Genomic DNA, 20665 nt, shown 5'->3' with positions numbered 1-20665 from the left:
TGAAGGGAGCTGTGACTGTAATTGGACGACAAAATTTTGCATACGCTTGAATATCGCAAGATTTTAAATAAATTAATGCAATATACGCAAACCTCAATGGGGCGAATGACTGCAGAGCAACTAAGACCATCCGGTGATTTTGAAGGTGTGAAGAAGCTACTTCAAGCCACGGACGAAGCGGCTAATGTAGATCGTCTGAAGGGTATTCCTTCATTCGGCGGGATAAGCGATATTCGAGCAGCACTAAAACGTGCCTCTATAGGTGGAATGTTGGGAACAACTGAACTGTTGGCAGTGGGAACTACCATTGGCGGCGCACGAAGAGTCAAACGATTCCTGGCAGCTATGCATGAGGAGGAAAAGATTGAATTCCTATTTTCACTCAGCGATGTTTTATCGGAGCAAAAACATGTAGAAGATGCCATCCGTTTATGTATAGACGAGAACGCAGATGTACTTGACACAGCTAGCTCTGAATTAGCTACGATTCGCCGTGAATTGCGCGGAGGAGAGACCCGAATTCGTGAGAAGCTGGATTCCATGATTCGTTCTTCTTCCGTTGCTAAAATGCTGCAGGATCAGCTGGTAACCATTCGTGGAGATCGGTTTGTTATTCCTGTAAAAGCGGAGTATCGTGCGCATTTCGGTGGGATTGTACATGATCAGTCCGGATCAGGAGCCACTTTATTTATCGAGCCTGAGTCCATTGTGGCGATGAATAATAAGCTGCGTGAAACACGGCTGCGTGAAGAACGGGAGATCGAGATCATATTGCATAGGTTGACAGCGCTTGTAGCTGATATAGCCGAAGAAATGACTTATGATATCGATATTCTTGGTGAGCTTGACTTTATCTTCTCCAAGGCGCGTCTTGCCCGAGATATGAAGGCTACACAGCCTCGTATGAACGATCGCGGGTATTTGAAGCTGCGCAAAGGACGCCATCCACTTATTCCCGCGGAGCATGTGGTTCCTCTGGATGTGGAGCTCGGCAACCAATATAGCTCCATTATTGTAACCGGACCGAATACGGGTGGTAAAACCGTTACACTCAAGACCATTGGACTGTTGAGTCTCATGTCGATGTCTGGGTTATTCATCCCTGCAGAAGAAGGTAGTCAAATGTGTGTGTTTGATGCCATTTATGCAGATATCGGGGATGAACAAAGCATTGAGCAGAGTCTGAGTACATTCTCCAGTCATATGACGAATATTATTTCCATTCTGCGTAGAATGACTCCCAAGAGTCTTATTCTGCTTGATGAAGTGGGTGCAGGAACGGATCCTGCAGAAGGGTCCGCGCTGGCGATTGCCATTCTGGAACATATTCACCGGACTGAATGCCGTATGGTCGCTACCACGCATTATAGCGAATTGAAAGCTTACGCTTATGAGCGTAAAGGGGTCATCAATGCCAGCATGGAATTCGATGTCCAGAGTCTCAGCCCTACCTATCGTTTGCTGATTGGTGTTCCTGGACGAAGCAACGCCTTTGCAATTGCAGAGCGATTAGGTCTGCCAGGTGCGATTCTGGAGCATGCACGCGGCGAAGTGAAGGAAGAGGATCTACGTGTAGAGCATATGATTGCCTCTCTCGAAGAGAATCGACTTGGAGCGGAACAGGAACATGAGCGAGCAGAGAGTATCCGCCGCGAAGTAGAGGAATTACGCGGCAGACAGCAGCAAGAGCTGGAGAAGCTGGAAAGTCAGCGAGATAAACGACTGGAGAAAGCGGAGAAAGATGCCAGCGCAATCTTGGAGAAAGCGCGTAAAGAAGCTGAGGAAATTATCAGTGATTTACGACGCTTAGCTATGGAAGAAGGCGCTTCAGTCAAAGAGCATAAGCTGATTGAAGCACGAAGACGTCTAGATGAAGCCGAACCTTCACCGCGTAAGAAAGCCGCTACTCGTAAGCCTGCTAAGACTCCGCGGACGATTGGTCCTGGTGACGAAGTGAAAGTAGATAGCTTAAACCAAAAAGGTTTTGTAGTGGAATTAAGCGGCTCTAAAGAGGCTTTAGTACAGTTTGGGATCATGAAGATGAAGGTAAGCCTGGATGATTTGGAACTGCTCTCTTCGAAAGCAGCCTCTGTACCAACGCCCCTTCGGCAGGCGACAACCGTTAAACGCTCCCGTGATGAGAACATTCGTAGAGAACTGGATTTGCGAGGTACGAATTTGGAAGAAGCGATTATGGAGACGGATCGTTTTATTGATGAAGCCTTCTTAGGAAATCTGGGCCAAATTTCTATTATTCATGGTAAAGGCACAGGTGTGCTCCGCACAGGAATTCAAGAATATTTGCGTAAGCACAGACATGTTAAGAGCTATAGGCTTGGAAATTATAATGAAGGCGGCGCAGGCGTAACCGTGGCTGAGCTGCAATAGCGGGATTGCCCGGCAGAAAGAAGGGAAAAGTGTGCAAGGAGATATTGATCTTTTGCTGGGTCATCCGCTAGGTGCCTTGCTTGGCTACTTTGCAGTAGCAATTCTTGGGCTTGTTGTATTTCTGTCTATTTTTGAAATGGTAACGAAATATAATTGCTGGGAAGAAATTCGCAAGGGGAACTTGGCAGTAGCCATGGCTACTGGTGGCAAAATCTTCGGAATTTGCAACGTACTGCGTTTCAGCATTGAATCAGGTGTTTCGATTTATGAGACGATGAAGTGGTCGGTCGTCGGTTTTTTGCTGCTGCTGCTTGCCTATTTTTTATTTGAATTCCTAACCCCAGTGTTCTCTATTGATGAGGAGATCGCTGCAGATAACCGTGCTGTTGGGCTAATAGCGATGCTGATCTCGGTTTCGTTGTCTTATGTGATCGGTGCAGCTATATTTTAAAAAAATAGAAAGTATTGCACCTCCCTACAAAGGATTCCAGATGAAGCTGGACAAGCTTTGAAATGAGCAGCTCCACTTTGTGGAGTATTAGGAGGATATCATGAAGATTCTTACCCGAGTTCTGTTTGTGTCAGCTATTGCTTTTATAGCAGCCGGTATTATTTATTTAATGATGAACTAAATTTAAACGTGAAGTATGAAGGAGATTATTAAGATGGAAACAACTGTGTGCCCTTGGTGTCATACCGAAATCGTATGGGACGAGGAATTCGGACCCGAGGAAAATTGTCCTCACTGCAACAATGAACTTAACGGATATCGTACAGTTACTGTAGGGATAGACGGCATTGAAGAAGAGGAAGAAGAAGTTGTAGAAGAACCTAAACAAGAGGTTATTAATGATGATGATCTTTGGGGAGACGTCGACAAAGACAGTGTAGTTCCTATTTACAACACGCTCAACCAATTCGGTGACGATTATGATTTGAATAAGTATGAAGAGCGTGTATCGGGCATCTTAGCGATTCAGGAAGAAGCTCCGGAATGTACACAATGCCATGAGTTAACTATCCTTGCTGGTAAACAGCTTGTTAGCAGCTTCGAGCCATCTGCACCGGCTACACTAGGTGGACCTGTATTAACATCTCCATTCTCCCTTAATGTGTATGTGTGCCCGTCTTGTTTCCATGTACAGCACAGTCTAGCGCAGGAAGACCGTATTCAGCTCGTACGTAATCTGAGTACCGATAAAGCATAAGCATCCTCATAAAAAGCTTAGTCCTCTTATTGACCATAAGGGGACTAAGCTTTTTTTTAAAAACCCCAATATTGCTTATTCACGTCCATTTTCTAAGAAGGAGAAGGTTTGGCTGATCGTGTCAATGAGAATAGATCAAGCTCCGGCCGATGTTTACCCGCAATCGTATCGGTTAATAACTCCGCAGCAATCATGCTGTACACCGTCCCATTGCCCCCATAACCCTCGATGAAGTAGCAATGAGGGTACTTGGGATGAGGGCCGATATAAGGAAGCCCATCACGCGTAGATCCGAATACAGCACCCCAGGAGTATTCTATCTCAATGCCTTTGATTTCAGGGAATAAAGCTTCCAGCTCTTCCAATAACCTTTGACTTTGTGAAATCACTCTGATATCACGGCGCTCTGGATCCGTCAACGGTTCATCTTTACCTCCTGCAATAATACGTCCCTCCGGTGTTGTCCGAAAATACAAATACGGTCGGGCGGTTTCCCAGAGGAGGCTCCGCTCATGCCACTTGGGGAATTCCTTCAGAGGTTTGGTCATCACTGCATACGTATTGATCAGCTCAGCGCCTCGGTCTTTTTTAAACTCCTGCGTTTCATAACCCATTGCAAAAATAACCTTCTTCGCAATAATAAGTCCGTTCTCTGTGTGGCAAATTACTCCATCTTCAGTGAACTCATAGTGTTTAGCCTCGGTCTGCTCATAAACGTGTACACCATTCATTGCTGCCTTGGCGATCAGGCTGTGAACTGTCCGGAAAGGGTTCGCTTCTGCATCACTGCGTGAATAAAGTGCAGCAGGTTTAGAAAAAGAATACACCGAAGCAATTTTATCCTCTTCCCAGAAATCAGAATCGAATCCGTGAGCAACGAGGTTCTTATATTCTTCTCGCAGAGCAGGTACATCCTCTAGTGTACTGGCATATAGAAGGCTGCTGCGAGGAATGATCTGGGGATCGATATCGAGCTTGGCTGGCAGATCCAAAATATTTCTAACCCCTGCTTGGCATAACTGATAAAAGAGCAAGCCGTTCTTTTCTCCAAAAGTGTTCATACATGAGGTTAACGATTTATCGTTAGATATCTGTAGTAAACCTGTGTTGGCATGTGAGCTTCCGCTTCCGACTCGTCTTTTTTCGATCAGAACAGCCTCAGCTCCGCTTAAAGACAAGCGATAGGATGCCATTGCTCCACCCATTCCAGCCCCTACGACCAAGCAATCACAGTGAATGGTATCCTCTAGCGCAGGATAAGTTGGTGGGTCTTGTAAAGTGCTTCTCCAAGGTGGGGTGCCGCTATTTAGTCTCATGAAAATGATCGCTCCTTCATTTGTTCCATTATTTAGTATAGGCGGCATTTTACCGTCTCATTCGCAGCATGTTCTTATTTCTGTCATAACTCTCTAGTGCTGTTGGGCAAATAAATGGTGTGCTTTGGCGGTATACTAAAGCCTGTTTGGATCAACTACAAGGAGGGACTACAACTCATGCAATCAATGCAAATGCAGGCACTAAGTGGAAAAGAATTGGAATATATCGCAGACTCCATCTCTAATGAGGACTTGCTTCTTAAGCAATGTGCGGCTACCGCCGCGACAACGCAGAACGAGCAGGTCCGACAAGTTTGTTTGCAGCATATCCAAAATCACACGCAGCACATGGATACACTCACTCAGTTACTCCAGCAGCATCAACAGTACGCACCAACAAGCCCACAATAATTGCATTATTAATCTTAAGGAGGTTATAAAATGAATGCACAGAATCCAGCAGCATTTATGCCAGATGAGGATTTAATGAACACCATTTTGTGTGATTTGAAGCGGACGGTTCGTGAGTATGCGACAGCTGCTACGGAATCGGCATGTCCAGCGGTTCGTCGGGTGTTTAACGACATGACCATGAACACGCTTCGACTTCAGGGCGAGCTTTATACGCAGATGTCCCAACTGAATATGTATCCTGCACCTGCAAAAGCATTGCGCCAAGATGTAGACAAACAGCTCCAAACTGCACAGCAATTGCAGCAAAAAGCCGGACAATTTGTTCAGCAAAAAACCGGACAAGCTGGATCCTTTGCTCACAATGCGAACGCTCATCTTCATTCGAATGGGCAACATCAACCGTCTCATTTAATGTAACCAAGATGGTTATGGGATGAAGCATCCTACCTCATTACCTTAAGGCTGACGCCCGTTTATTCCGGAAAGCTCCGGTGTAAACGGGTGTTTTTTGTATATAAATCCAATTAGCTGAGTAAACACAGTCTTCTATGCTCACATCATATGGGGTTATTTTGTTTGCAGAGATGCTCAATTCATGTCATATTAGTATTAAACTCTTTTCGCGGGGCGACGCATGAATAGCGCAACGTCATTTGCGAACTATCCGGAGGGAAGGCATGAAGGAAATGAACGAACTAAAGAGGAAAGTGCTGGAACTGCTTAAAGAGGACGCGAGAAGATCTACTGCACTCTTAGCTACGCTGCTTGGCGAGGAAGAAGAAGACGTAAAGACGGCGATTGGGCAATTAGAGAAGGACCATGTAATTGTTAAGTATGCAGCCGTTGTAAACTGGGATAAAGTCGATGACGAGAAAGTGACAGCGCTGATTGAGGTACAGATTACACCCGAACGGGGTCGCGGATTTGAAGGCATTGCCGAGAGAATCTACCTGTATCCACAAGTGAAATCCGTTTATCTGATGTCAGGTGCTTACGATCTTCTGGTAGAAGTGGAAGGCCGAAACTTACGTGAAGTGGCCAATTTTGTATCCGAGAAGCTGTCTCCAATTGATTCAGTACTCTCAACTAAAACGAATTTTACCCTTAAAAAATACAAACAGGATGGGATCATCTTCGAGGAGCATGAGGAAGACAACCGTCTGATGATCTCTCCATAAAGGAAGTAATCATATGATCACGAACAAAACGCAGCTAACCGGAGAAGACAGCAAATCAATGAATTCTTATTTGGCCCCGCTGGTACAGCAAATTCAGCCTTCGGGTATTCGTAAGTTTTTTGATCTGGCTGCAGGCAGCAAGGATATCATATCACTCGGAGTCGGGGAACCTGATTTTAAGACCCCGTGGCATGTCAGAGAAGCTTGTGTCTATTCGCTGGAAAGAGGATTTACAGGCTATACATCCAACGCAGGAATGCCTGAACTAAGGGAGGGTATTGCGAACTATTTGCACACCCGTTTTGCAGTGGAGTATGATCCTGCCAATCAAATTATAGCAACGGTCGGCGGAAGTGAGGCTATCGATCTGGCTCTGCGCGCTTTGATCACGCCGGGCGATGAGATCCTCATACCAGAACCTTGCTATATTTCTTATTCGCCGATAACGGCTATTGGTGGAGGTATTCCTGTAGGTATCGAAACCATCGGAGAGAATGACTTTAAACTTACTGCAGAGAGTTTGGAAGCGAAGATTACTCCACGCTCCAAAGTTCTAATTCTGTGCTACCCGAGCAACCCAACGGGAAGTGTTATGACTCGAGAGGATTGGGAGCCGATCGCCAAGGTTGTAGAGAAGCATGATCTTATTGTAATTTCGGATGAGATCTATGCGGAATTAACGTATGGAATTAATCATGTCAGCTTTGCCTCATTGCCAGGTATGATGGACCGTACGATTTTGGTCAGCGGTTTCTCCAAGGCATTTGCCATGACTGGATGGAGAATGGGTTATGCTTGTGGTCACCCTGATTTGATCTCCGCTATGCTTAAGATTCACCAGTACACTGTGATGTGCGCTCCTTCTATGGGCCAGGTGGCTGCACTTGAGGCACTGACCAATGGGATGGAAGAGAAGGATCGAATGGTCGATTCTTATAACCAAAGGCGGAGGCTGATTGTTAAGGGTTTGCGTGATGCGGGACTGGAGTGCCATGAACCACAAGGTGCATTTTATGCTTTTCCAAGCGTGCGCAAAACAGGACTGACATCTGATCAGTTTGCACAACGATTATTGCTTGAATATAAGGTGGCAGCTGTACCTGGAAGTGTCTTTGGTTTAGGTGGTGAAGGTTACTTACGCTGCTCCTATGCTACATCAGTAGCTCAACTAAATGAAGCTATAGAACGCATTGGTGCTTTTGTCACACAACTGGAACGAGAGAGAATGGAATAGAGAAAATTGGACTATAGCCTATCCTATAATCCTATGGTATTATTTTACTTTGAGAGTAATTAACCCCTATAATAGAACTAACAAGGACGTATTTTACTCTGGAATTAAGCGTTGCTTTGAAGTTGCTTTTATTACTTTAATGACATTTTGTGGCACGCGCTCAATAATACTTTTAGGAGGGATGATTGTGCTTAGTGCCGATTATTACTTACCTTCCTATGGAGGGCAGTGTTTTTCTGGAAGTGGGAAACTGTCCCCCAAGGGTGATGCTTCTGCTCGCATACTCTCTCTGGAAGATGAAATTAGAATACTCCGTAGCAAAATGGAGCAGCTTTTTTTGCAGGAAAAATCATTCACTTCAGATAATGTGATTGAAATTAGCAGTTTACTGGATCTCAAGATAAATGAATACATGAAGGGGCGTCCAGTTGGAAAATAACGTCGCTACATGCTGTTGAAGAGGACCCTAGGGTCCTCTTTTTGTTGTTCCTTTAAGCCCAAATGTCAGTTGCTAACTATACTCTTCATTTGCCATTTTTATATAAGAAAGCTTAAACTAGCATTATGTGATTTGAAGAATGGATAGGAGGAGTAAGCCATGGTGATCTATACACGCACGGGTGATGCGGGTCAAACTTCAGTGATTGGCGGCCGGGTTGGTAAGGACGATGTCCGAGTTGAAGCTTACGGAACGATCGATGAACTGAATTGCTTTGTAGGTCAGGCAAGGAGCCTGATGGAGGACGATCAGTTTGATGATGTACGCGTGCAGCTGCTGGAAATTCAGCATGAGCTATTCGATTGCGGAACCGATCTGGCTTTTATTAAGCTAGGTGATGGTGGTCAATATATGGTAACAAGTGAGATGACTAAACGGTTGGAGGGCTGGATTGATGATCTTCAAGCAGAGAATCCACCACTAGAAAAATTCATCCTCCCTGGGGGCAGTCCGTTAGCTTCGGTTCTACATGTGTGCCGTACGGTTTGCCGCCGGGCGGAACGCCGGGCAGTTACACTTGGACGAAATGCAGACATTAACCCGGAAGCGGTTATTTATTTGAACCGGTTATCTGATTATTTCTTTGCGCTGGCTAGGACGGCTAATACACGGGCAGGGATTACTGATGTAGAATACATTCGCAGTAAAAAGGTGTTCCGAGACTAATATGACTAGCTATTATTCACCAATTACTTACATTATACCGCCTGAAGAGGATGACTGGTTGCTGAAGACGATCCTGCATAAACGGATGGATGTCTCACGTAAATTGATGTCACGCCTTAAGCAAACAGAACAAGGGATTACATTAAATGGAGAACGTGTTTATATCAGCGTACATGTTAAGGCAGGCGATATTGTACAGATTCGCATGGAAACAGAGACTTCGGATGATATTTTACCGCAGCCGATTCCCTTTGAAATTCTATTTGAAGATGAGCATCTGCTCGTAGTAAACAAGGCAGCAGGGATCATCGTGCATCCCACACACGGACATTACACTGATACGCTGGCTAACGGAGTAGTTCATTATTGGGAGCAAAAAAATGAACGTTTCCGCTTTCGACCCGTCCATCGTCTGGACCAGGAAACCTCCGGTGTGTTAGTCATCGCCAAGAATCCGTATAGCCATCAGCATATTTCTGAGCAGATGATTGCGGGTACAGTGGACAAACGTTATGCTGCATTTGTTCATGGGGCTCCTGTGGAGCCTTTCGGCGATATCGACGGACCTATTGACCGTGATCCTGAGGAGCCTCATCGGCGTATCGTGACACCGGAAGGTTATCCTTCTCTGACTCGGTATGAGGTTAAAACCGTATACGCACAAGGTTCAAAAGTTGAACTGAAGTTGGAGAGTGGTCGTACTCATCAGATTCGGGTCCATATGACCTCTATCGGCTGTCCTTTGATTGGTGACAGCATGTATCGTCATGAGCTGTATAATCTACCGGAATTGACTTTAACTCAAAGTGAACAGTTAGAGTCCGTTACAGCACTAGATGCTTCCATACCGCGTCAAGCACTGCACGCGGTGCGTCTGACGTTCAAGCATCCGGTGCTGCTGCAGGAAATGATCTTTGAAGCTCCTTTGCCGCCTGATATGGCGGCCTTGGAGGAAATACTGGAGCAAGGCCCGAAAGCGAATTTGAGGTAAAAATTATCTTAGTGATGTTAAGCGGAGAGGGTGAATTGGTTCTGGAGAAACGGAATTTCGCCTTTATCCTCGGATTTCATCCGCAACAAGCGGACTAATTCAAGAAATCTGAGGATAACTGCGATCGGAAGAATAATTTGCCAGCGTAGCGCACTCATCACTACCATTAAAGGAGAACAACATGAGCAAGCTAAAAGTATATCAATATCCAAAATGCAGCACCTGCCGCAGTGCAGTAAAATGGCTACAAGCTCAAGGTCATGAGCTTGAGCTTCAAAACATCGCAGAACAGCCGCCTACCGTTGAGGGGCTGCGTGAATTGCTGGCCAATAGCGGACTAGAATTGAAAAAGTTTTTTAATACAAGTGGTGAAGTCTATAAAGCATTGGGTCTTAAGGACAAAATGGCACAGCTTAGTGAGCAGGAGAAGCTTGAGCTGCTCGCGAGCCATGGTATGCTAAATAAACGTCCGATTGTCACTGATGGTGTTAAAGTTACGGTAGGCTTTAAAGAAGATCAATATGCTGAAGCTTGGACCAATACTTCCGAAGTATAAATCCGTAAAGGGGATGTCCAACAGTCATTTCATGGCTGTTGTGGCATCCCTTTTTGTTATACTCTATTTGAAAAACACAAGAATTATAGATGGAATTACAGGGAGCCAGGTACTCGGGTAAAGCTAATTATCCCCGCCTTAGGAACTGACACTTCAAGTAATCCTTTGTTGATTTGCTGGGTTTGTAAGCTGATGAGTTGTCCGCAACAATCTTTAACCTGTATCTTGTAGTACGCAGGGGAAAGGGAGCTTCGGATGACTAGCTTTTCGCTATAGGTTCCGTTCACAATGAATAATTGGGAAGCATCCTGATCTATAGGAACAACAGCATCGGCATAGATAGCGATAATTTGTATGTCGTCTTTTCGTGCAGTCACTAAAGGATATAGTAACTCCGGTTGCTGTGGGTATAACGCTCCTCTGAGCAGAACATCGCTATGCTCCCTGCTGAAAGCTAGCCAGAAACGCAGCATAGCTAAATAATCCTCCCCGATGTCATTAAGACGCAGGGAGATTTGCGGAACAGAGAAGATCACGTTGATCAATTGCATGGCCGCACTCTCTAAAGGTTCATTCGGGTTAAACATGATCATATCGGAATGAACAGCTGTATTTCCTGACAGAAGACGCAGGTCAAGTGTACGGACTCTGTTCTGAATAGAATCATTAGGGCAGTCGTTCGCTCGGAACATGTTGCCGTATTTTCGCATCAGAGGGCCTATATAGGTCTGGCGGAATTCAATCAGAATATCAGGTTTGATGGCTTTTAATCGATCCATAACATCGGAGAGCAAGCGGTCAACTGCTTCCGGCACCGATTCGTAATCCCTACCCTCTGCAGTTCCTTCCTTCTGATCTGGACTGAGTCTGAAGCTGTCCACGAAATCCAACTTTAGTCCGTCGATATCCCAGCCTGTAACGGCCTGTTCGTAGGTGTGGATCAAATACTCCCGTACATCTGGGTAACGAGGATCAAGCACGCCGGCGTTTAGTTTTTCATCTACGCGAAGCAGCTTATTCTCAAATTGACCCCATACCTTGCTGCATTTGCCTACAAACGGAACGGAAAACCAAAGCATGTATTTCATGTCAAGTCGATGAACAGCTTCGACATGCGATTTCATGTCTGGAATCTTACCATCATAAACCTCCCAGTCGCCAGTAAAAGCGTAACCCCGATTGTTGTCGTCTGTTTGCCAGCCGTCATCGACGATAATGCTGTCACAGCCGAGTTCCTTAGCAAGTCTACATTGCTCCTCTAATTCGGCGGCGTTCAACGCTTGGTGGAAGGAATACCAGGTAGAGTACATAGGACGTAAGGCTACATCAGGGACTACGGCCGGTTTATAGCCGGGTAAGGTCTCCCACCATAATGTTACATCCTCCAACGCCTTATGGTATGGAATATTTCTATGGTCGATCCGAAGTGTAGCTTCATAATGGTCCATCTTCGGTAGGGCTTCTTCGAACAGGGTTACAGAGCATAGGAAGCTGGAATCCTCTTCATGGATACCGGCTTTAATGGACACATTGTTCAAGGCATCACTAAAAGCAAAGGTCATGCGGTTCTGTCCGCTTAAGTTGAACAGGGAAGCTACTGGCGCGAGGGAAGTGCTTTTGGATTGGAAGCCATCGCCCCAATCTACCTGAAAAGCTTTATTTCGGTCCGTTCCCGGATGCCAGAGGGAATGGATGTCAACTGCTGGAATAGACCACTCTATACGGCACACGGGCGGATAATCTTTTTGCAAGGCTGTTAACCGGATATGAATCAGAAAAAGATTCTCCTCGATGGTCTCAACAGTGGTAGTGCTCTCAAAGAAAGGGTTGTCGCTAATAAGAGTTACATGGGGACAGTCGTTGTTGATTAAAGTTTTCATAATGCCTCCTAGTTCAAAAAATAGATATTTACTGTTTACCATTCGTTATGAGTATAATATTTACGAAACGTATAGTAAACAAGAATATATAATATAAATTATTATCTGATAAAAGCTTCATTAATAGCGAAAATAAATGATGAAAGCGATTAAATATAAGTATTGTCAAACAAAATAATCCCTGTTATATTAGAACCACGCATAAGTTCACTGATGTTTAGTAAACAAACATAATTTAGATTGGCAAATGATTGGCTAAACTATAAAATGATTGTGAGGGGTGTTTCCCAAATATGAAGTGAAAAGGTGATTAGTTTTGGCAACTATTCGTGATATCGCAAGTCTGGCAGGGGTATCTGCATCTACTGTTTCCCGGGTGCTGAACGGAGATCCTTCGTTATCGGTATTGGAGGAAACAAGGAGAAAGATTCTGTCCGCTGCGGAACAACTGCAATATAAAGGGAGTCAGCGACGTCCAGTAACTCATGCGGCACATCTGAAAGATTATAAAATTGGGTTGGTAACCTTTTGTTCGGAGCAATTTGAATCAGAGGACCCCTATTATTTATCCATCAGACTGCAAATCGAGAAAGAGTTCAATCAGCTTGGCCTGCATATTACTCGTACTATCCGCTGGGTAAACCATGAATCCTATGAAAGCCTGTCAGGTTTAGATGGACTTATTGTGATTGGGAAATTCGAGTTTGATCCTTATAATTTATTTTTTAGTCGGATACAGAATGTCGTCTTTGTGGACTACTCACCGGATGAGAATCGCTTTGATTCCGTTGTTAACGACTTCGATAAAGTAACTCGAACAGCATTAGATCATCTTCTTGGACTTGGATATACGAGGATCGGTCTAATTAGCTCGCGTGATTTCATTAATCGTTTTGGCTCCAATTCCGGTACAGATTCATTGGATCAGCGGCAAAGTAGCTTTGAAGCTTATATGAAGCAAAAGAATTTGTACATGCCTGAACATGTCCACATCGGCAATAACTTTTCTATGTCCACTGGATATCAGCTCATGAAGGATGCGATTGAGAAGCAAAACTTGCCGGAGGCCTTTTTGATCGGTTCGGACCCGATGGCTATCGCAGCCGGAAGGGCGCTGAAGGAAGCGGGCTTAAAGGTTCCCAAAGATGTAGCCATCGTCGGTATCGATGATATTGAAATGGCCGCCTATGCCAATCCGCCGTTAACGACGGTGAAAATCTATACAGAACAGATGGGTCAGAGCGCGGTAAAGATGCTGCTGGAACGTATCGGTGGTAGAGAAGTGCCGTTAAAGATTGTACTTCCATCTAAACTGATCATCAGAAGCAGCTGCGGTGCAGAAACCCATTCATCTGAAGGTAGTTAAACATTCAAAAGGGGGACAACATGATGAAAAAATGGTCTTTGATTGTTTTATCTCTGCTTGTTGTAATTGCTTTATCCGCTTGCTCCGGTAACGGAGGAAACACAGCCCAAAGCTCCTCAAACTCTGGAGGTAACAGTGGGGCTCCTAAAGGGAAAATTACGTTTGCTTATTGGGGAGCCCAGTCAGAGGCTGACGCCATTAAGCAAGCGATAGATAACTTTAAGAAGACTTATCCAGATATTCAAGTAGAAAGTCAATGGATTCAAAAGGATTATCTGACGAAATTACAGACGATGATTGCCGGGGGGACTGCACCGGATGTGATGCTGATCTCCGGAGGGGATTTACCTGGTTTTGCAAACGCTTTCCAAGAATTAGAAGTGGATGGATCCGTCTTCAGCTCGCCTACACTGCTTGATTCCATGAGTGTAGATGGCAAAGCCTACGCGGCGCCTTTCATTATTAAGCCTAAGGTTATGGCAATTAATGTGGACCTTTTTGAGAAGAATGACATTCCGCTTCCGAGCAAAACGGAGCCAATGACGACTGATGAGTTCAATGATATCGCCAAGAAGCTAACATCTGGTGAGGGAGCTACCAAGGTTTTTGGTTCTGAACCGCTATACCTGGGCAACTGGATCTATTCGTTCGGTGGGCAATTCTATAGTGATGATCTGACCCAATCAGCATTGGGTGAGCCTGAAGCCATTAAAGCCGCTGAGTATATGGTTGCTTCCAAGCAAGAGGGTATTGTACCGAATGATACAGAAAAACAAGGTCAGAACATGATGAACTGGTATCTTGGCGGCAGAATCGGTATGTTCACCGACTTTGGTCCTTGGTACCTACCGCAGATGGCTGAAGTAGAAAGCTTTAAATGGGATCTAGTACCGTTCCCTGGAGGTGGCGGTTCTAAGGAAGTCAACGGTCTGGCACTTAGCAAAGACAGCAAGAACGCGGAAGCGGCTAAGATTTTCATTAATCACCTGACACAGAATGAAGAAACTCAAAAAATTATTGGCGGCAACAAAAATGCCTATGGAATTCCTGTTCTGAGCAGTGCTACTAGTGCATTTGAAGCCATTTATCCGGATAAGAATCTGAATGCCTTCGTTCTTGCTGCGGAGAAGCAGCATGCACAGGAAGCTCAGAAGCGTACGAATGAGATCGGTAACGAGATGAAAGCTATCGACGATACGACCCCGATCGGAATTGGTCAAAAGGATGTTAAGGAAGTATTCCCGCAGGTAGCAGAGAAGATTAATAAGATCCTACAACAAAACTAACGGGAGAATACTATGAATGGAATAATAGAAGGGATTTACAATTTCTATGAAGGAATGGGGATGCCGGCAGATTTACTGCCGCTTCTCCCTTTTCTGACCGTGATTGCGCTGGTCTTCATTGTTATTTTTGTATTGATGAGAATGCTGGTGAAGAAGAAGATTATGCATACCAAAACGGCTAGCTTTTATATGTTCGTTTCGGTCTGGATTATCGGTTTTCTATTGTTTACGGTAGGCCCGATGATCTTCTCGTTCTATATCAGCTTCAATAAATGGGAAGTGGTCAGTGATCCGCAGTGGACGGGGCTGGACAATTACCGGATGCTGTTCAAAGACACACTTTTCTATAAATCGTTGTCCGTTACTTTTTATTACACATTGGTAAGTGTTCCGCTGCAGGTCATTTTGTCGTTTGCTATTGCAATCCTGATGAATCTGAAGCTTCGCGGTATTTATATTTTCCGTACGATCTATTATCTCCCTACACTGGTGCAGGGTGTTGCACAAATGGTACTGTTCATCTGGATCTTTAATCCGAATGTCGGTCTCGTGAACTCGCTGCTGCGTTTGGTTGGCATTGAAGGTCCTGGTTGGTTCTCCAGTCCGGATTGGTCGATGCCTGCGGTAATTATTATGAGCCTTTGGACCGTTGGCGGTAATATGATCATTTATCTGGCCGGCTTGTCAGACATTCCGCAAAGTTTATATGAAGCGGCCGAAATCGATGGTGCCACTGCCGCGAGAAAAATATGGCATGTTACTCTGCCTCAGATCTCGCCTATCCTTTTCTTCAATACAGTCACAAGTATGATAGGCGCCTTCCAGACGTTTACCCAAGGTTTCATGATCAACGGAGGGCCAGATAATTCATTGCTGTTCTATGCTTATTACCTATATCAAAATGCCTTTATGTGGTTCAAAATGGGCTACGGTTCTGCGCTGGCCTGGGTACTCTTTGTAATTATCCTAGTGTTCACCGCGATTGTATTCCGCAGCAGTGCTTTATGGGTGTACTACGAAACAGAGCAAACCGGAGGGAGGAAGCGTCGTGTCCGTCAAAAAAGAGCGTAATTCTGCAAAGAAAAAGTGGCACTGGCTGGCCTATCTTCTGCTGCTGATCGGGAGCGTTGCGTTCCTGTATCCATTTGTTTGGATGGTCTCTGCCTCATTGCGAAGTCTAGAGGAGCTTGCAGTTTCGGGGATGAGTATTTGGCCGGAGCGCTGGCGTTGGGCCAACTATGCCAAGGCACTCACGGCCTTTCCATTCCCGCAATATTTGCTTAATACCTTGATTACAACCGTTCTGCCCATTATAGGTACGGTGCTGTCCTGTTCGCTTGTCGGCTACGCGTTTGCTCGGTTAAAGGTTAGAGGAAGCGGATTCCTATTCGTACTCGTCCTCTCAACCATGCTGCTACCCGGTGAAGTAACGATGATCCCACAGTTCATTTTGTTCAAAAAGCTGGGCATGCTCGATACACTTTATCCATTGATCGTTCCGGCTTTCTTTGGCTCAGCATTCTATATTTTCTTATTGCGCCAGTTTTATTCCCGGTTGCCTGTTGGGCTTGAGGAAGCGGCAATCATCGACGGATGCGGTTACTTTAAAATTTGGCGGACGATCTTCCTCCCGCTGTCCAAACCGGCTTTGATGGCTGTTGGCGTCATGGTCTTCATGGGATCCTGGAACAACTTCATGGGGCCGCTGATTTATATTAACAGCGATAAATGGAAGACGCTCACGCTCGGACTCGCTGGATTTCAAGGCACCTATGCCACAGATACCAATTTGTTGATGGCTGCAGCAGTCGTAATAACTCTGCCATGTATACTATTGTTCTTTACATCGCAAAAGGCATTTATGGAGGGTCTGACCTTCTCGGGTTCTAAGGAAAGCTAAACAGAATAACAGGAGTGACTTTGAGATGACTCATCTGAATGAAATAAAGTCTAAAGCAGGTGCAGTAACTTTCCAATCCTCTGACAAAGAGTTGAACGAAGGTTTTGTCTGGGCCAAACAGCAGGCACTAGCATATGCCCATTTTGGTGAAGATGACGTTGGGCTATGGTATGAGGCAGCATTGCCTGAACGTGAAGCTTTTTGCATTCGTGATGTTATGCATCATAGCAATGGAGCTGCTGTACTGGGGCTTCGACTTCATACTAAGAATATGATCATGCGTTTTGCTGAGAACATTGCGGAATCGCGGGACTGGTGTACATACTGGGAGATCACTAAGGACAATGTGCCTGCCCCAGTTGATTATGATAATGACCAGGACTTCTGGTACAATCTCCCTGCAAACTTCGATATTATCGACACAAGCTGGCGACAATACCAATGGACGGGCGATAACTATTATTTAAACGATAGCAAGCTGCTGGAATTCTTCGAATTAACATTAAATGAATATACGAAGACTTGGGATAAAGATGGCGATGGTCTATTGGAGTATTATCCGGAGTATGGCCGAAGAGGTTTGGCGACTTTCAATGAAGCTGGACTTCATCCGCTGCTCGGCGGTGATATGATCGGCGCACAGATTTCTGGATACCGAGCGTTTGCCCATCTCGCTAGTCTTAGAGGCCAAGCTGGAGAAGCGAAGCAGTATGCCGACAAGGCGAAAGAACTGGAACAGCTTTACGAGAAAGACTGGTGGAATGAAGCAAAAGATCGTTTCTACGGTGCGATGCTGCAAGACCGGTCCTTCGTAACGGACTACCATGCTGAGGGCAACTTTCTTCCACTCTATTACGGTTCGATCAGTAATCAGGAAAAACTGCGTATGGCGCTGGAGGATGTCAAAGTCAATCGTGTAGCCAATGTCGAGGGGAAAACCTATCTGCCGGATATTTTCTATCGGTATGGAGAGAAAGAGGAGGCCTTCAACGAGTTGAAGGAGCTGGTTGACCCTACTCTAGATCGCCGGGATTACCCAGAAGTGTCTTATTGCGTGATTGGTTCCATAGCTACCGGATTGATGGGAATTGCGGCGAATGGAGCATCTTTAATCAGCACACTGCCTGCCCTTGCACATTCTCTGGAATGGGCGGAGATGGGGGAGATCCCAATTCTCGACCGTACTCTCACGGTTAAACATAATGGCAACACAGAAAGTGCAATTACGTTGCAATCTGGAGAGCCTTTTGTCTGGAAAGCGGCCTTCCCTGGAAATGTTAGTAAGTTATACCATAACGGCACTGCCATCACAGCAAAGCAGGAATCAACTGATGGTAGAGGACTAATTAGCTTTATTACACTTGAAGTAGCTGAAGGTGAGACACACCGTGTGTCCGCTGTGCAATAATCGTATCTAGCTAAACAACAAAAGGCCATGCTTCTCATTTTGAGAGCGTGGTCTTTTATGTTAATTTCAAAGGATAAGAATAAGCTCCCATATGTGTAACTATATGATCCCTTATCAGATCATGTATTTTCTGATAGAATACTCTTTGTGCAATAACATGGACAAGCGCTTAATAACAATACAATGAACGATTAAGGGAGAGGTTTATACATGAGAGCAGAAACAACGGGCCGTGTAATGCTTGTAGATGGAATGGCTCTGCTGTTCCGGGCCTTTTATGCGACCTCTTATGGAGGATATATTCGCAAGACAAAAGCTGGATTGCCGACGAATGCGGTGTATGGTTTTTTGCAGTATTTTTTCGATGCGGTAAGCACATTTGAGCCTTCTCACGTCGTATGCTGCTGGGATATGGGCAAAGGAACGTTCCGCACCGAGAAATACGATGGATACAAATCGAATCGGATTGAAGCCCCGTTAGAGCTGATTCCACAGTTCGATCTAGTAAAAGATGTAGTAGCTGAGCTTGGGGTGCCGAATATTGGACTTGCAGGCTATGAAGCGGATGATTGCATTGGTACGCTGGCTTCTTGTTACAGTGAAAACTCTGAGGTATATATTTTGACGGGTGACCATGATATGCTTCAGCTCATTGATGAGAATGTTAAGGTCGTCATTATGAAAAAGGGACGCTCTAACTATAAAGTGTATGACCTTGCAGAATTGCTGGAGGAAAAGGGGCTAACCCCTAGACAAGTGATTGACCTGAAAGGCTTTATGGGCGATACCAGTGATAATTATCCCGGCGTAAAAGGGATTGGTGAGAAGACTGCGCTGAAACTGCTGACCGAATACGGAACAGTTGAAGGTGTAATTGAGAATCTGCATCTGCTCCCTAAAGGTGTGCGTACCAAAATCGAAGCAGATCTGGATATGCTGCATTTATCGCGAGAGCTAGCGGAAATCCGTTGCGATGTACCAGTGGTCTGCGAGCTGACGGAAGCCTTGTGGCAACTACAGCGGGAAACAGCTGCGCGCAAATTTCAGGAGCTAGAGTTCGGCAGCTTGATGCATTTGATTGCTGAGGTGCAGGACGAACGAGGAATTGTACAGATTGAGTTAGGCGATTTGGGTTAAAGAAGACATCCTTCATGCAAAGATGCATGGAGGGTGTTTTGTTAAACTATAAGAACGTATAAGTTTCACACTAAACATTATCCTTATCTTTCTCTCTTAAACGCCTTTTGCGTCCTTATAAGGACGCAAAAGGCGTTTATACTTGTTGTGATAGCGCTTCATTCGACGTATAATTAGGGCTGGTGATTGCTTTTTTTAATGATATTATTCATTTGTGTATGGGTAGCGTTTCAACTTCTAACTAGAGAAAGGGAGAGAATTGCTGTGAAGCTATTGGGAGCGATTGAAGCAGGCGGAACAAAGTTTGTATGTGGGATTGGTTATGAGGACGGTACCATTGTTGACCGAGTTAGCTTTCCGACAACAACACCGGAAGAAACGATGGGACTAGTAATAGACTATTTTAAAGAGAAGAATGTAGAAGCATTCGGAATCGGATCTTTTGGACCGATTGATCCCGTACTGGACAGCCCTACTTATGGTTACATAACAACGACACCAAAACCTCACTGGGGACAATATAATCTGGTAGGCACAATGGCTGAGCAATTTAACGTTCCGATCGGCTTTGACACGGATGTGAATGGTGCAGCGCTTGCGGAAAGTAAATGGGGAGCGGCTAAAGGTTTGGACAGCTGTCTTTATATTACGGTTGGGACAGGCATTGGAGCAGGAGCGGTTGTTGGCGGCCAGATGGTCCATGGATTGTCACATCCTGAGATGGGACATATTCTAGTTCGTAGACATCCAGAGGATACGTTTGAGGGTTACTGTCCTTATCATGGCGATTGTCTTGAAGGATTAGCCGCAGGTCCGGGGATCGGCAAACGCTGGGGACAACCGGCAGGAGAGCTACCAGTGGACCATCCGGCTTGGGAAATGGAAGCTCACTATCTTGCACATGCACTCATGAACTATGTGCTGATTCTGTCTCCTCAAAAAATCGTAATGGGCGGTGGTGTTATGAAGCAAAGCCACCTGTTCCCGTTAATTCGCACTAAGCTGCAAGAGTTATTGAGCGGATATGTTCAGCATCCATCGCTTAATATTGACATCGATAATTATGTTGTCTCACCAGGTCTTGGAGACAATGCAGGGCTTGCTGGAGCGATTGGATTGGCTACATTAGCTCTAGCTAGAAGCTAGTATAAAAAGACATTGACTGTTCGGTAATATATGGTATTCTAGGATCTAACAGTATAGCATTTAATGAGGGAGCACCTCTTTCGCGTTTATCG

20 protein-coding genes are annotated in these 20665 nt (G+C 45.1%); 18 read left to right on the top strand and 2 right to left on the bottom strand.

All coding sequences use genetic code 11. The features are described 5' to 3' along the window. Positions 1-21: 21 nt before the first annotated feature. From ACQKMP_RS06480 to ACQKMP_RS06470, 3 genes are all read left to right on the top strand, one after another. Positions 22-2388, top strand: a complete 2367-nt coding sequence (locus ACQKMP_RS06480) for an endonuclease MutS2 (protein WP_339246238.1) — start codon at positions 22-24, stop codon at positions 2386-2388. A 31-nt stretch (positions 2389-2419) separates the two neighbouring features. After that, entirely contained in the window at positions 2420-2839 is a 420-nt protein-coding gene (locus ACQKMP_RS06475) for a DUF350 domain-containing protein (RefSeq protein ID WP_042125581.1), read from the top strand. 214 nt (positions 2840-3053) lie between these two features. Further along, positions 3054-3596, top strand: coding sequence for a hypothetical protein (locus ACQKMP_RS06470; protein WP_052404205.1), 543 nt, complete (start codon positions 3054-3056; stop codon positions 3594-3596). A gap of 92 nt (positions 3597-3688) precedes the next feature. On the opposite strand, the gene ACQKMP_RS06465 is transcribed toward ACQKMP_RS06470, so the two are convergent. Continuing rightward, complete coding sequence (locus ACQKMP_RS06465) at positions 3689-4912, bottom strand: NAD(P)/FAD-dependent oxidoreductase (protein ID WP_427469029.1); 1224 nt, start codon at positions 4910-4912, stop codon at positions 3689-3691. 177 nt (positions 4913-5089) lie between these two features. Here ACQKMP_RS06465 and ACQKMP_RS06460 point away from each other — a divergent pair, with 177 nt between their 5' ends. From ACQKMP_RS06460 to ACQKMP_RS06425, 8 genes are all read left to right on the top strand, one after another. Then, positions 5090-5323, top strand: a complete 234-nt coding sequence (locus ACQKMP_RS06460) for a spore coat protein (protein WP_042186181.1) — start codon at positions 5090-5092, stop codon at positions 5321-5323. Between the two features lie 30 nt (positions 5324-5353). Continuing rightward, the gene (locus ACQKMP_RS06455; RefSeq protein ID WP_042186183.1) at positions 5354-5743 is read left to right on the top strand and encodes a spore coat protein; all 390 of its coding nucleotides are present in this window, start codon (positions 5354-5356) and stop codon (positions 5741-5743) included. Between the two features lie 260 nt (positions 5744-6003). After that, the gene (locus ACQKMP_RS06450; RefSeq protein ID WP_042125589.1) at positions 6004-6504 is read left to right on the top strand and encodes an Lrp/AsnC family transcriptional regulator; all 501 of its coding nucleotides are present in this window, start codon (positions 6004-6006) and stop codon (positions 6502-6504) included. A gap of 13 nt (positions 6505-6517) precedes the next feature. After that, positions 6518-7738 (top strand): aminotransferase class I/II-fold pyridoxal phosphate-dependent enzyme, encoded by a 1221-nt coding sequence (locus tag ACQKMP_RS06445; RefSeq protein WP_042186187.1) that lies wholly within the window; start codon positions 6518-6520, stop codon positions 7736-7738. Between the two features lie 250 nt (positions 7739-7988). Then, positions 7989-8177, top strand: coding sequence for an aspartyl-phosphate phosphatase Spo0E family protein (locus ACQKMP_RS06440; protein WP_052404481.1), 189 nt, complete (start codon positions 7989-7991; stop codon positions 8175-8177). 159 nt (positions 8178-8336) lie between these two features. Next, positions 8337-8903: a cob(I)yrinic acid a,c-diamide adenosyltransferase gene (locus ACQKMP_RS06435; protein WP_427469028.1), complete on the top strand. Its 567-nt coding sequence runs from the start codon at positions 8337-8339 to the stop codon at positions 8901-8903. 1 nt (position 8904) lies between these two features. After that, positions 8905-9894 carry an RluA family pseudouridine synthase gene (locus tag ACQKMP_RS06430; protein ID WP_427469027.1) on the top strand — a complete coding sequence of 330 codons (990 nt, stop codon included), beginning with the start codon at positions 8905-8907 and terminating at the stop codon, positions 9892-9894. A 181-nt stretch (positions 9895-10075) separates the two neighbouring features. Then, on the top strand, positions 10076-10450 hold the full coding sequence (locus ACQKMP_RS06425) for an arsenate reductase family protein (protein ID WP_379422629.1): 375 nt from the start codon (positions 10076-10078) through the stop codon (positions 10448-10450). A gap of 95 nt (positions 10451-10545) precedes the next feature. Here the strand turns inward: ACQKMP_RS06425 and ACQKMP_RS06420 are convergent, their stop codons facing one another. Continuing rightward, positions 10546-12330 carry a glycoside hydrolase family 36 protein gene (locus ACQKMP_RS06420; protein WP_427469026.1) on the bottom strand — a complete coding sequence of 595 codons (1785 nt, stop codon included), beginning with the start codon at positions 12328-12330 and terminating at the stop codon, positions 10546-10548. Positions 12331-12646: 316 nt separating this feature from the next. Between ACQKMP_RS06420 and ACQKMP_RS06415 the strand changes: the two genes are divergently transcribed. The 7 genes from ACQKMP_RS06415 to ACQKMP_RS06385 all read left to right on the top strand — a co-directional run bounded on the left by ACQKMP_RS06415 (position 12647) and on the right by ACQKMP_RS06385 (position 20573). Beyond that, the gene (locus ACQKMP_RS06415; RefSeq protein ID WP_042186198.1) at positions 12647-13696 is read left to right on the top strand and encodes a LacI family DNA-binding transcriptional regulator; all 1050 of its coding nucleotides are present in this window, start codon (positions 12647-12649) and stop codon (positions 13694-13696) included. Positions 13697-13716: 20 nt separating this feature from the next. Continuing rightward, positions 13717-14982, top strand: coding sequence for an ABC transporter substrate-binding protein (locus ACQKMP_RS06410; protein ID WP_379422625.1), 1266 nt, complete (start codon positions 13717-13719; stop codon positions 14980-14982). A gap of 12 nt (positions 14983-14994) precedes the next feature. After that, a complete protein-coding gene (locus ACQKMP_RS06405; RefSeq protein ID WP_339246261.1) occupies positions 14995-16053 on the top strand; it encodes a carbohydrate ABC transporter permease in 1059 nt (352 codons plus the stop codon). Next, positions 16031-16882 (top strand): carbohydrate ABC transporter permease, encoded by an 852-nt coding sequence (locus ACQKMP_RS06400; protein WP_379422622.1) that lies wholly within the window; start codon positions 16031-16033, stop codon positions 16880-16882. The genes ACQKMP_RS06405 and ACQKMP_RS06400 overlap by 23 nt, the downstream gene beginning before the upstream one ends. 25 nt (positions 16883-16907) lie before the next feature. Next, positions 16908-18290 (top strand): hypothetical protein, encoded by a 1383-nt coding sequence (locus ACQKMP_RS06395; RefSeq protein WP_042186205.1) that lies wholly within the window; start codon positions 16908-16910, stop codon positions 18288-18290. Between the two features lie 210 nt (positions 18291-18500). Continuing rightward, complete coding sequence (locus ACQKMP_RS06390; RefSeq protein ID WP_042186207.1) at positions 18501-19427, top strand: 5'-3' exonuclease; 927 nt, start codon at positions 18501-18503, stop codon at positions 19425-19427. Positions 19428-19691: 264 nt separating this feature from the next. Further along, entirely contained in the window at positions 19692-20573 is an 882-nt protein-coding gene (locus tag ACQKMP_RS06385) for an ROK family protein (RefSeq protein WP_042186209.1), read from the top strand. Positions 20574-20665 lie beyond the last annotated feature (92 nt).

Source organism: Paenibacillus sp. NPDC101420 (assembly GCF_050277435.1).
Classification (GTDB): domain Bacteria; phylum Bacillota; class Bacilli; order Paenibacillales; family Paenibacillaceae; genus Paenibacillus_AQ.
This window is presented reverse-complemented; position numbering and strand designations above follow the sequence as displayed.